The following is a 12,848-nucleotide window of genomic DNA, read 5'->3' on the forward strand; positions in this document are numbered from 1 at the left end:
TTTTTCACCACCCCATAATTCGGGCCAACAAAAACCCCGCCCCCACCCCCCCACCCCCGCCCCGCGGGGGGGTTTTGGCTGGTCCGGGCCCCGGGGGGGGCCCGCGGCGGGGCCCCCCCGAAACTGCGAACCTACTTCTGGATGCAGGTGTCGACCGTGTCCTTGGTGCATTCGTCGAGGCCGGTGAACACCGGATCGGCGACCGGCTTGCCGTCGACCAGGTCGATCATCACCGAGGGCGCCTTGTAGCCCATCTCGAACGGCCGCTGGCCAACCAGCGCGGTCACCAGCCCGTCACGGGCAATCGCCACCTCGTCGCCGATCGTGTCGGCGGCGCCGATGACGAAGGCGTTGCTGGCGATCTTGTCGGCCATCGGCTTGAACAGGTCGCGGTAGGGCTGCGGAGCGCCGAACAGCGGCCAGCCGCCCATGATGCCGAAGGCGTCGAGATCGGGATTGGCGGCGAGGATGTCGGTCATCGCCTGCACGCCCTTGGCGCCGTCGTCATTGGTGAACACCGGGCAGCCCGCAACTTCCGTCCAGCCGCCTTCGCCTGCAAGCGCCGCGAGGCCGTCCTTGCCCGAAAGCGCGTCACGCATGCCCTGCGCGCGGCGCAGGATGTTGTCGGCCGCCGGATTGCCTTCGATGGTGCAGATCTTGCCGCCATTCGGCTTGGCCTTCTTGATGTATTCGCCGATCTTGTGACCCATCAGGTAGTTGTCGGTGCCGAGGTAGGTCTTGCGCAGCGCCGCATCTTCCTTACTGAGGTCGGCGTCGAGGGTCATGATCGGGATCGACGGATTGGCGCTTTTGATCGTCTGCGCGATCAGCGGCGCGTTGGACGGCGAAATCGCCATTGCCACCGTATCGGGCTTGCTCAGCATGTCCTGGACGATCTGGGCTTCACCGGCCTCATCCGAGGTCGATGCCGGTCCGGTGTAGAAGCACTCATATTCCGAGCTGGCGTTTTCCTTGTTCCATTTCTCGCAACCCTGGTGGATGGCCTCGAAGAATGGATTGTCGAGACCCTTCACCACGATGACGAGCTGTTTCTTGGCCATGGCCGGCCCGGCACCCAGCGCCATGACGGCGGCGGCAGCGAGCAATAGTGATTTCCTCATGTCAGTCCTCCCTTTGAAACAAACGGACACGGCGTGCCCGCCACACACAGACCGACCCGGAGCAAGATGACAGAGGACGTCGCACTCGTGTCGCCAAGCCAGGTCGATAAGCATTTTCATATTCAGTCTCAGACCGGCACCGACAGATATCGCTGGTTGCCAAATCCCTGACCGACAAACCCTCACCGATTCCTCCCGGCAACCCCGGGGGCTCGGCGCAAGCTCCTCCGACACTTAGCTAATATCGCCTTGTCACCGACGTCAATGCTATTTGTCCTACAAAACTGATTTTTCGAAAGAAGCCGTGGTTGACGCCAAGGAGGCTTATGCGTAAATGGGCAAAATCGCTGCTTCCGGGAGGAACTGGGGAGAGCGAATGGCCGCGGCAGAACCGCAGGCCGCAAAGCACGGGGAGGCAAGAAGGCTGGTGGCGGTTCTCGAACTCACCAACATCTCGAAGCATTTTGGCGCCATCCAGGCGGTCAACGACGTTTCGTTGTCGATCGAGGCCGGACAGGTTGTCGGCCTGATGGGCGACAACGGCGCCGGCAAGTCGACGCTGGTCAAGATGATCGCCGGCAATTTCCCGCCGAGCCATGGCACGATGCAGATGGACGGCAAGGAGCTGATCCTGCACAAGCCGGTCGAGGCGCGCCAGCACGGCATCGAAATCGTCCATCAGGATCTGGCACTGTGCAACAATCTTACGGCCGCCGCCAACGTCTATCTCGGCCGTGAATTGCGCCGCGGCCTCGGGCCGCTTCGTATCCTCGACTATGCCGCGATGTACAAGCGTGCCGGCCAGATCTTCGCCGAGCTGAAATCCGAAACGCGCCCGCGCGACCTGGTCAAACAAATGTCGGGCGGCCAGCGGCAGGCGGTGGCGATCGCCCGCACCATGCTTTCGCAGGCCAAGATCGTGCTGATGGACGAGCCGACGGCGGCGATCTCGGTGCGCCAGGTCGCCGAGGTGCTGAACCTGATCCGCCATTTGCGCGACCAAGGCATCGCCGTCGTGCTGATCAGCCACCGCATGCCCGACGTCTTTGACGTCGCCGACCGCGTCATCGTCATGCGGCGCGGCCGCAAGGTCGCCGACAAGACGATCGCATCGAGTTCGCCGGAAGAAGTCACCGGACTCATCACCGGCGCCATCGAACAGGTATGATTGACGCCTCAACCATGAGTAAAAAAGGTCGATAATGGCAGTCACCCTTGATCAGACGATCGCGCACAAGCAGCACACCTTGCTGAGCAAGGTGTTTGCCAGCCAGACCTTCTGGGTGGTGATCGCGGTCATCCTCGCCTGCCTGTTCCTGTCGGTGGCAACGGATTCCTTCGCCACGACCAAGAACCTCTACAACATCACCCGCAACGTCACCTTCGTCGCCATCGTGGCGCTCGGCATGACCTTCGTCATCATCACCGGCGGTATCGACCTGTCGGTCGGCTCGGTGCTTTGCCTGTGCTCGATGGTGCTGGCCGTGACCATGCATGCCGGCTACGGCATCGAGATCGGCATTGCCGCTGCGATCGCCACAGCGCTGATCATCGGCGCCTTCAACGGGGTTCTGATCGCCTATCTCGGCTTTCCGCCTTTCGTGGTGACGCTCGGCATGCTGTCGATTGCGCGCAGCCTAGCCATGGTCGCCTCCAACAACACCGTCGTCTTCCAGTTCGGGCCGGATCACGACAAGCTGCTGGCGCTGGGCGGCGGCGCCTGGGTGTTCGGCATTGCCAATCCGGTGCTCTACATGATCGTGCTGGCGTTGATCACCGGCTTTGTGCTGCGCTGGACGAAATTCGGCCGGCACATCTTCGCCATCGGCGGCAACGAGCATGCGGCAACGCTGACCGGCGTTCCGGTGCGCCAGATCAAGGTCGTCGTCTACATGATCTCGGCATTGGCGGCAGGCCTTGCCGGCATCATCCAGACCGGCTGGCTGGGCGCGGTCACCACCAATCTCGGCAACGGCATGGAGCTTCAGGTGATCGCCGCCACCGTCATCGGCGGCGCCAACCTGGCCGGCGGCATGGGCACCGCCTTCGGTGCGGTCGTCGGCGCGGCGCTGATCGAGGTCATCCGCAACAGCCTCGGCCTGCTCGGCATCAATGCCTTCTGGCAAGGCGTGTTCATCGGCGGCGCCATCCTGCTCGCCGTGCTGTTCGACCGCATCCGCAATTTCAGGCGCAACGACTGACGTTCAAGCGCAGCCTCCCCCTTCTCCCCTTGGAGAAGGTGTCGCCGAAGGCGACGGATGAGGGGTGCTCCAGCTTGGCATCGCCTCATTTCTTCCAACACCCCTCAACAGTCTCGGCGCTAGCGCGCCGATCCACCTTCTCCCACAGGGGGAGAAGGGGACGCGCTCCTATCGCCGAGTCTGAAAATCCGCCGCTGCGGCGCATGGCCGGCGCCCGGACGTGCACATGCGTCTTGACGCAAGCCCGAACTGAGCCGCACAATCGTTCGCAGCAGGCGAAGGGAGGCCAGTCGCCTGCGGGAGGATATACCCATGACGGAAGCGATCAGGCTCTATTGGGGCCGGTTCGGACATGTTTCTGTCCTGAACGTCGCCAGCGACTTCGTCACCCATGCCCATGTCGAGGCGCATATCATCATCTGGCTGGAAGGCACCGCCGGCGAGATGACCATCGGCCGTGAGACGGTGCGGCTTGGACCGGGCACCGCGGCCGGCATCAATTCCTTCCAGCCGCACAGCCACGCTCTGTCCCGCGACGGCACGCCCGGCCTGTTCCTCGCCTTTTACATCGATCCGGACTGGGCACGGAAACGCCGCGAGCTGCCTTCCGCCGCGCCGCTGTTCTCCGCCCCGGCGATCACGCTCGAGCCTTGGCTGCACAAGGCAGCGGCCAACCTCCTCGACCATCTCAGCGACAATGAGAGCATCGACGACATCGCCAATTACGAGATCGAGCGCTTCATCGACAGCGTGCTCGATGCCGCCGATGCCTCCGCACCGCAGACCGTGCGCACCCGCGTCAGCACCATGCAGGATTTCCGCGTCCGCAAGGCGATCCAGCTGATGAAAGCCAATGTCTGCGAGCGTATCTGCTTCGACGACGTGGCGCGCAGCGTCGGCCTGTCGCGGCCGCATTTCTTCGCCCTGTTCAAGGAACAGACCAATCTGACGCCCAACGTCTATTGGAACACGCTGCGCATGGAGGAAGCCGTGCGGCAGTTGCAGTGGTCGCAGGAGCCGCTGATCTCGGTCGCCTGCAATCTGGGCTTCACCACGCAAGGCAATTTCTCGCGCTTCTTCCGCGACCATGTCGGCGTCCCGCCGACGCTTTACCGCGAAGCGGCGCGGGCGATCAGCTGAGCGCCCGTTTTTCAGACTTTTTGATAGGCGTTCAAGACGCATTGATAAGCGCTGCCGAGCCTGCCGCCCTACCCTCCCAAGCAGCTGATTTGCAAGGGAACGATCATATGGCGAAAGTCACCATCTCCAGCGTCATCGACGCACCGGTCGAAAAGGTCTGGGCGCGCATACGCGACTTCAACGGCCTGCCGACCTGGCACCCGCGCATGATCGAAAGCCATATCGAGGACGGCAAGGATGCCGGCACGATCGGCTGCGTGCGCAATTTCCAGCTCGCCAGCGGCGCCCGCCTGCGCGAAAAGCTGCTCGATTTCTCCGACGAGAACTTCCTCGTCAGCTACGCCATCCTGGAGACGCCGCAGCCGCTCACCAACCACAAGGCGACATTGCAATTGCGGCGGGTTACCGACGGCGACCGCACCTATGCCGAATGGACCGCCAGCTTCGACGCCGCTCCAGAGGAAGCCGACAAGCTGGCCGAAGGCATGGGCGCCAACGTCTTCCAGGGCGGCTTCAACGCCCTGAAGAACCACTTTGCCGGCCAGAGTTGAATGACGGACTAAGCCCGAAAAAGGGAGTGTTCCATGGCGCTTGCACTGCAGACTTTCGCGACGGTGAAGGACGCCGGCGCGGCGCTGAAAGCCGCCGGCACCCGCTATCTCGGTGGCGGCACGTTGGTGGTGCGCGCCGTCAATGAAGGCGACGTGTCGATCTCCGGTTTCGTCAGGTCGACCGACCCGGCGTTGTCGGCCATCACCGTCTCCGGCGGCGAGGTCCGCATCGGCGCTTCGGTGACCATGGCGGCGGTCGCCCGTCACCCGGATCTCATCCCGCTGGCCCACGCCGCGCGCGCCGTCGGCGGCCCGGCGATCCGCAACATGGCAACGGTCGGCGGCAATCTCTTCGCGCCAGCGCCTTACGGCGATTTCACCGTTGCACTGCTGGCCTTGGACGCAACCGTCAGCACCGGTGACGGCGAGCTGCCGATTGAGACATTCCTGGCAAAGCGCGAGAGCAATGACGCCATCGTCACCGCGGTCGGCTTCACGCTTCCGAAGGAAGGCGGCTTTCGCTTCCTGAAAGTGTCGCGGGTCAAGCCAAAGGGCGTCTCGGTGCTGAGCATCGCCACCGTGCTGGAGCACGCACCGGACGGCACTGTGTCGTCCGCGCGGATCGCGCTCGGCTGCATGGCCGACCGGCCGATCCGTGCCAGGGCGGCGGAGAAGGCCCTGATTGGCCGCAAACTCACCAGCGAGGGCATCGCACCGGCACTGGCTGTTGCCCGCGACGGCGCTTCGCCGCGAACCGATCCGATCGCCAGTGCCTGGTATCGCAACGAAGTCCTGCCGGTCCATCTCGGCCGGCTGCTGCTCGCCTGAAAGACCGTGGCGCGTATGTCCGCCTGGCTGCGGCGCAAGGAGTAAAAAGATGGCAAAGGTCCCGGTTCAGTTCACGCTCAATGGTGCCGAAAAGGCCGAATTCATCGACAGCGGCACAACGCTGCTTCATGCGCTGCGCGACAAGATCGGCGACACCTCGCCGAAGGGCGGCTGCCATCAAGGCACCTGCGGCGCCTGCTCGGTCATCATCGACGGCGAGCTCAGGCTCTCCTGCCTGACGCTGGCCGAGACCTGCAACGGTGCGACCGTCACCACGACGTCGGGGCTTTCGGAAGGCGGCGTGCTGCATCCGCTGCAACGCGCTTTCCTCGATGCTTTCGCCACGCAATGCGGTTTCTGCACGCCGGGCATGATCATGGCCGCCAAGGTGCTGCTCGACCAAACCCCGAACCCCAGCCGCGAGGACGTGGTCGAGGCGTTGTCGGGCAATATCTGCCGCTGCACCGGTTACGAGCCGATCATCCAGGCTGTGCTGAGCGCTGCGCGCTCCAATTCGCAGAACGCGGCTTGAGGGGAGTTAAGAAAATGGAACTCCGCAAGAGCTACTTCGCCGACCAGCGCAAGGACGATCTGCACGAGATCGGCCAGCCGCGGCCGCGTTCGGATTCGCCCGGCCATGTCACCGGCAAGACCGCCTATTTCGCCGACCGCAATTTTCCCGGCATGCTGCACCTGAAGATGGTGCGCAGCCCGCATCATCACGCCCGCATCCGCAGCATCGATACGTCAGAGGCGGAAAAGCACCCCGGCGTCGTCAAGGTGCTGACCGCCAACGACGTGCCGCACAATGTCTACACCATCCTGATCCTGATCCAGATCGGGCCGGAGGACGAGACGGTGCTGGCCGACGGCAAGGTGCGCTGGAAGGGCGAGGCCGTGGTGGCGGTGCTGGCCGAGACCGAGCGCGCCGCGCAGCAAGCCGCCGCCAAGGTCAAGGTCGATTACGAGGTGCTGCCCGCCGTCTTCGACATGGAGGAAGCGCTGAAGCCCGGCGCGCCGATCGTCAATGAGTACCATGGCCGGAACTACTATCTCTACGATAGCGGCGAATGCCGCAAGGTGCGCTTCGGCGATGTCGAGGCAGGCTTTAGAGGAGCCGACCACGTGCTCGAACAGACCTACCAGTCTTCACCGATCGAGCATGCGCCGACCGAAACGACCGGCTGCATCGTCGCGCCGGAGGGCAACGACCGCTTCACCTGCTACACCAACACGCAGGCGATGTTCTTCACTCTCGATAACGCCTCGATCATCCTGCAGATGCCCGGCAACAAGCTGCATTTCGTCGGCGGCACTGTCGGCGGCGGCTTTGGCGGCAAGGTCGACGTCATCGTCGAGCCGATCGCCATCCTTGGCGCCAAAATAACAGGACGACCGGTCTGTTTTATCTACAGCCGCGAGGAAGAGATGCAGATTTCCTCGCCGCGCGCCGCCGAGAAAGTCGTCATCAAGGACGGCGTCATGAACGACGGCCGCATCGTCGCGCGCAAAGTGACCGGCTACACCGACGCCGGCGCCTATTCGCGCCATTCGCCCTACGGCGCGCAGAAGGGCGCCGGGCATTATCCCGGCCCGTATACGATCCCGAATGTCTGGATCGACACCTACTGCGTCTACACCAACCGCACCCCGTCCTCGGCGATGCGCGGCTTCGGCGTCACCATCGGCGATTTCGCGCTAGAGGTACAGATGGACAAGCTCGCCCGGCTGATCGGCATGGACCCGCTCGAATTCCGTTTCATCAACGCCTATCGCGACGGCGACATGAAAGCACATCGGCAGCCGACCGAGGGTGCTGCGCTGATCGAGTGCATGCAGGAAGCCTCGCGCGCCGCCAACTGGCCGGTAGCGGAAAAATTCATGGCGATGTCGTCTTACGCGAAGGGAGCTTGAGATGGCGATCAGGCGCGGACGCGGCGTCGCCGCGATCAATTATCCGACCGGCATGAATCTCGGCGGCGACCCGACCCAGGCGCTGGTCCATTCGACGCCGACCGGCAATTTCATGGTAACGCTGTCGAGCGTCGATCTCGGCCAGGGCATGAAGCAGATCATGGCGCAGATCTGCGCCGAGACGATCGGCGTGCCGACCGACCGCGTCGTCGTCGACACCGCCGACACCGACACCGGCCCGCACTGCATGGGCACCTTCGCCTCGCGCGGCACGCACCGCGCCGGCAATGCGGTTATCCAGGCGGCCAGGGAAGCCCGCCAGGTGATGCTGGAAGTAGCGGCCGAGGAGCTGGAGGTCAATGCGTCGGACCTCGAGACCGATGGCCAGGGCAACATCCTGGTCAAGGGCGCGCCACAAAAATCGATCTCGATCTTCGATGTCGCGCTGTCGGCGCATTTCAAGCGCGGCCGCTCGATTTCCGGCCGAGGCATGTTTTTGATCCCGCGCTCCTATCCGGAGAAAGAGACCGGCGCGATGAAGCCCTCGACCTGCTACGCTCACGCCTGCACGGTTGCCGAGGTCGAGGTCGACGACGAGACCGGCGAGGTCACCGTGCTGACCGTGAAGAACGTCTTTGAGATCGGCCGCGCGCTGAACCCGAAAATGGTCGAGCAGCAGCTCGTCGGAGGCTCGTGGATGGGCATCAGCCATGCGCTCTACGAAACGACCGAACCCTATTATCCCAACCGCGATCACGGCGGCACCGATTTCAATCAGTATCTGATGCCGGGTCCTGGCGATCTCGCGCAAACCAAGGTCATCGTGCTGGAGAGGCCCTCGGCGGACGGGCCGTACGGCGCCAAGGGGCCTGGCGAAATGTGCGCCAACCCGCAGATCCCGGCGGTCGCCAATGCCGTCTTCGACGCCGTCGGCGTGCGCATCGACACGCTGCCGATCACGCCGGAGCGCATCCTGCGGGCGCTGAAGGCGCAAGCCCCGAACTGAGTGCGGGAGATGCCCAAGAGAAGCGCCGAGACTGTCGCGACATCGCCGGAGGCGGTGGCGTCGCGCCTCGCCGCCTCGCGCTATCTGGCCGACGAAAGCCTGGCCACCGCCATCTTCCTGGCGATAAGGCTGGGCAAGCCGCTGCTGCTCGAAGGCGCACCGGGCGTCGGCAAGACGGAAGCGGCGAAGGCGATAGCCGAGCTGCTCGGGCGTGAGCTGGTGCGACTGCAATGCTATGAGGGCATCGACGCAGCACACGCGCTCTACGAATGGAACTACCAGCGCCAGCTGCTCGCCATCCGCCATGCCGGCGAGCACGAGATCGACATCTACGACGACCGCTTCCTGATCGCGCGACCGCTGCTGCAGGTGCTGAAGGCGCCGGAAAAGCGCGTGCTGCTGGTCGACGAGATCGACCGCTCGGACCATGAGTTCGAAGCGCTGCTGCTGGAATTCCTGTCCGATTTCCAAATCAGTATTCCCGAGCGCGGCACCATTCGCGCGATGGCGCAGCCGATCGTCATCCTGACCTCAAACCGCACCCGTGAACTGGCCGAAGCGCTGCGGCGGCGCTGCGTCTACCACTGGATCACCTATCCCGACGCCGGGCGCGAGGCCGAGATCATCATGCTGCGCGCCGGCGATGTCGCCGAGGCCACGGCCCGCGCCGTTGCCTCGGCCGTGCGCGACATTCGCGCCCGTCCGTTGGCCAAGCCGCCAGGCATCGCCGAGGCGGTCGAATGGGCCAACGCCGCGACCATCCTCGAAAAGGGCGGCAGCCCGTGGCCGGAAGCGTTTCGCCGGGCCATTGGCGTGCTGATCAAGGACGAGGAGGACCTTTCCTGCATCGCGCCGGAGCTCGGCAAGATTGTCGAGGAGGCGCTGGCGTGATGCACAACGTCAATGATCCCTTCTCCCCGTTCACAGCGGGACGGCCGAATGTCGATCGACCTCACGGGCGCATTCCGCAACGCTGGCGGGACAGCACCCCCCTCTGTCCTGCCCTCTTTGCCACCACTTGGCATCTCCCCCTCAAGGGGGGAGATCAGACGTCATTCCGGCTTTCGCTAATCTCCAACGTTACAGAAATGAGCGGAGCGTCAAAGCTGCCAATCTCCCCCCTTGAGGGGGAGATGTCCGGTAGGACAGAGGGGGGCGCGAAGGAATGATGCGGGGAGAAAGCTTGCCGCGCGCCGCAACCCCAATGCTCGGCTTCGGCCGGCTGCTCCGCCGCTATGGCTTTGCTGTCGCGCCGGAGCAGGTATCAGACTTCATGCAGGCCGTAACCCTGCTCGGGCCCCGCTCGATGAACGACATCCGCGAGGCGGCTCTTGCCACGCTGGCGCCGCCGCCCGACCGCCGCGACGAATTCGAGGCGCATTTCCGGAGCCATTTCTATGGGGACGCCGCGGCGCTGGTCGAAGGCGAGGCCGACGAGGAAACCCGCATCAAGGACGATGGTGCAACGGGCGAAGAAGAAATCGAGGTGGTCCGCCAGGAGCAAGGCGGCGAACTGTCTTCGGCCAGCGAACAGTTGAGCGTCCGCGAGTTCCAGCGCGACAGCGACGGGCTTGCCGCCTTCCGCCTCAAGCTCGCCACCGCTTTGCCCGCGCGCCGCTCCTTCCGCACCGTGCGCACGAATGCCCGCGGCAAGCTCGACCTGCGCCGCTCGCTGCGCGAAATCGTCAGTGCCGACGGCGATATCCCCTCGCCGCTGCTGCGCCGGCGGCAGACAGTGCCGCGCAAGCTTCTCATCCTGATCGACGTGTCCGGCTCGATGAAGCTCTACACATCGGACTACCTCAAACTGGCACACGCGGCCGTGCAAGGCGCCGACCGGGCGGAGGTCTTCACCTTCGGCACGCGGCTGACCCGGATCACCTCGGCGCTGCGCATTCGCGACCGCGACCAGGCGCTGGCCCGTGTGGCCGCGCAGGTCGACGACTGGGACGGCGGCACCCGCATGGGACCGACGCTGCTCGCGTTTCTATCGGTGCCGCGCTTCTCCGCCTTTGCGCGCGGGGCGGCAATCGTCATCCTGTCGGATGCGCTGGAGCGCGGCGATCATGCCGAGCTGGAGACGGCGATGCGCCGGCTGAGCGCCCGCGCCTTTCGGCTTTCGCTGGCGACGCCGTTGGCCGGCGATCCGCGCTTCCGGCCGGCAACGGCGGCGCTTCGCACCATCCTGCCGGTGCTCGACGATCTGGTCGACGGCTCCTCGATCGCCGGTCTCACCGAGTTCATCCTGTCGCTCGCCCGCCCAGCCCCGGCGGCCGCGGCAATCTGGAAAAGGGTTTCGTGATGCAGAAGGCGATCGACGCGCATTTCCACATCTGGCGCCGAGAGGACCAGCCCTGGCTGCGCGGGCCGATGGTGCCGCGCATCTTTGGCCCTTACGAGCCGATCCGCCGCGATTATCCGATCGAGGAATTCCTCGCCGACCAGCAAGGTTCAGGTGTCGAGAAGGCGGTCTATGTCCAGACCAACTGGGCCAAGGAGGATTTCGAGAAAGAGGTCGCCTTCCTGCAGAAGACCGCGGAAGAAACCGGCTGGCCGCACGCCATCGTCGGCTATGCCGATATGACGGTGGACGATATCAGGCCCCAGATCGACCGGCTGAAAAAATATCCGCTGCTGCGCGGCGTGCGCATGCAGCTGCACTGGCACGGAACGCCGGCCTTCCGCTTCGCCGCCTCGGCCGATCAGGTCATCGACCCCAAGGTGCGGGCCAATGTCGCGCGGCTGAAGGATTACGGCCTGTCCTTCGACCTGCAGCTTTTCCCCGCCCAGATGAAGGACGGGCTGACGCTCGTCGGCGACAACTCCGAGACGAATTTCATTCTCACCCACGCCGGCATGCTGACCGACATGGAGCCGGAGACCACCGAGGCGTGGAAGTCCGGCCTGCGCACGCTGTCAGCGGCGCCCAACCTCTATGCAAAACTGTCCGGCCTCGGCACCTTCGTCCACCGCAACGACCCGGCGCTGATCGCCTATATCGTCGACAACGCCATCGACATCCTCGGCAGCGACCACCTGATGTTCGGCTCGAACTTCCCGATCGAGAAGCTGTGGACCAGCCATTCCGAGCTGATCAAGGCGCACCGGGAGGCGGTGGCGAAACACGGCGCGGCCGCCGAGGCCGATATTTTCTGGAACACGGCGGAGAAGGTATATCGGCCGGTGTAGCGCGCATCCCTTCTCCCCTTGTGGGAGAAGGTGGATCGGCGCGTAGCGCCGAGACGGATGAGGGGTGCTGGAAGAAACTCGGCGGAGAAAGTCCCAGCGATTTGAAGCACTTACGTCTCCAATGCCGCGATCCGTCCAGCACCCCTCATCCGACCGAGCTTCGCTCGGCCACCTTCTCCCACAAGGGGAGAAGGGAAGGCGCCGCGCCGCGCCGCGCCTCACTTCACCTCGAACTCCGGATCGACCGGGATCTGCAGCGCTGTCACCATCTGGTTGGTTTGCCCGGCCAGCCCGATGATCGACACCAACTCGCCATGCTGCGCGTCGGTCATGCCTTTGGCCCGCGCTGCGGCGGTGTGCGAGTGGACGCAATAGGAGCAGCCATTGGCGGTCGAGACGGCGATGTAGATCATCTCCTTGGTCAGCGGATCGATGGCGCTGTCAGCGACCATCACCGCCTTGAGCTGCTCCCAGACCCGCTTCAGCGAAACCGGATCATTGGCCAGCCCACGCCAGAAATTGTTGACGAAATCGGATTTGCGCGTCACGCGGATGTCGTCGAACACAGCCTTCACGGCGGGAATCGCCTGGACCTCGGCATCGGTCAGAAGTTTCGTCGTGGCCATGGCTTGGTCCTTTCGCTTTGAATCGTTATGCGAGGTCGTTGAATCAGGTCGGGAGAAAAGGCGGCTAACCGCCTTGGATGAATCAGCAATTGACGCGCTGAGGCAAGACCGTAAGGCTGGCCGAGGCCCCTCACCTTCGTCATCCCTGGGCGAAGCAGGAGCGAAGCTCCGTCGCGGAGACCCTGGGATCCATATGTGGACGGCGCCCTGCCTGCAACGGTTGTTTTGCGTCGTTTTCGATCGCTTGCGTCCATATGTCCGGCCTTTGAGCA

Annotated in this window: 13 protein-coding genes; 11 read left to right on the plus strand and 2 right to left on the minus strand. The window is 64.2% G+C overall.

The genetic code is table 11. From position 1 onward, the window contains the following. Positions 1-131 precede the first annotated feature (131 nt). Entirely contained in the window at positions 132-1,121 is a 990-nt protein-coding gene (locus NKI59_RS33715) for a sugar-binding protein (protein WP_023675805.1), read from the minus strand. A 427-nt stretch (positions 1,122-1,548) separates the two neighbouring features. Between NKI59_RS33715 and NKI59_RS33720 the strand changes: the two genes are divergently transcribed. From NKI59_RS33720 to NKI59_RS33770, 11 genes are all read left to right on the plus strand, one after another. Continuing rightward, positions 1,549-2,289 carry an ATP-binding cassette domain-containing protein gene (locus NKI59_RS33720; RefSeq protein ID WP_023675804.1) on the plus strand — a complete coding sequence of 247 codons (741 nt, stop codon included), beginning with the start codon at positions 1,549-1,551 and terminating at the stop codon, positions 2,287-2,289. 34 nt (positions 2,290-2,323) lie between these two features. Further along, a complete protein-coding gene (locus NKI59_RS33725; protein WP_352644868.1) occupies positions 2,324-3,322 on the plus strand; it encodes an ABC transporter permease in 999 nt (332 codons plus the stop codon). A gap of 312 nt (positions 3,323-3,634) precedes the next feature. Next, positions 3,635-4,462 carry a helix-turn-helix domain-containing protein gene (locus tag NKI59_RS33730; protein ID WP_352453760.1) on the plus strand — a complete coding sequence of 276 codons (828 nt, stop codon included), beginning with the start codon at positions 3,635-3,637 and terminating at the stop codon, positions 4,460-4,462. 107 nt (positions 4,463-4,569) lie between these two features. Beyond that, the gene (locus NKI59_RS33735; protein WP_352708822.1) at positions 4,570-5,013 is read left to right on the plus strand and encodes an SRPBCC family protein; all 444 of its coding nucleotides are present in this window, start codon (positions 4,570-4,572) and stop codon (positions 5,011-5,013) included. Between the two features lie 33 nt (positions 5,014-5,046). Beyond that, positions 5,047-5,841 carry an FAD binding domain-containing protein gene (locus NKI59_RS33740; protein ID WP_352708823.1) on the plus strand — a complete coding sequence of 265 codons (795 nt, stop codon included), beginning with the start codon at positions 5,047-5,049 and terminating at the stop codon, positions 5,839-5,841. Between the two features lie 49 nt (positions 5,842-5,890). Further along, the gene (locus tag NKI59_RS33745) at positions 5,891-6,373 is read left to right on the plus strand and encodes a (2Fe-2S)-binding protein (protein ID WP_352708825.1); all 483 of its coding nucleotides are present in this window, start codon (positions 5,891-5,893) and stop codon (positions 6,371-6,373) included. Positions 6,374-6,387: 14 nt separating this feature from the next. Further along, positions 6,388-7,755: a xanthine dehydrogenase family protein molybdopterin-binding subunit gene (locus NKI59_RS33750; protein ID WP_352708827.1), complete on the plus strand. Its 1,368-nt coding sequence runs from the start codon at positions 6,388-6,390 to the stop codon at positions 7,753-7,755. A gap of 1 nt (position 7,756) precedes the next feature. Then, entirely contained in the window at positions 7,757-8,761 is a 1,005-nt protein-coding gene (locus NKI59_RS33755) for a xanthine dehydrogenase family protein molybdopterin-binding subunit (RefSeq protein ID WP_352708828.1), read from the plus strand. A 9-nt stretch (positions 8,762-8,770) separates the two neighbouring features. Then, entirely contained in the window at positions 8,771-9,652 is an 882-nt protein-coding gene (locus tag NKI59_RS33760) for an AAA family ATPase (protein WP_352708830.1), read from the plus strand. Between the two features lie 274 nt (positions 9,653-9,926). Continuing rightward, positions 9,927-11,063 (plus strand): vWA domain-containing protein, encoded by a 1,137-nt coding sequence (locus NKI59_RS33765; protein ID WP_352708831.1) that lies wholly within the window; start codon positions 9,927-9,929, stop codon positions 11,061-11,063. Then, the gene (locus tag NKI59_RS33770) at positions 11,063-11,950 is read left to right on the plus strand and encodes an amidohydrolase family protein (RefSeq protein WP_352708836.1); all 888 of its coding nucleotides are present in this window, start codon (positions 11,063-11,065) and stop codon (positions 11,948-11,950) included. Before NKI59_RS33765 ends, NKI59_RS33770 begins: the two co-directional genes overlap by 1 nt. Positions 11,951-12,168: 218 nt before the next feature. On the opposite strand, the gene NKI59_RS33775 is transcribed toward NKI59_RS33770, so the two are convergent. Continuing rightward, complete coding sequence (locus tag NKI59_RS33775) at positions 12,169-12,576, minus strand: carboxymuconolactone decarboxylase family protein (protein WP_352708833.1); 408 nt, start codon at positions 12,574-12,576, stop codon at positions 12,169-12,171. Positions 12,577-12,848: the final 272 nt, after the last annotated feature.

The organism is Mesorhizobium sp. M0598 (assembly GCF_040320865.1).
Lineage (GTDB): Bacteria > Pseudomonadota > Alphaproteobacteria > Rhizobiales > Rhizobiaceae > Mesorhizobium.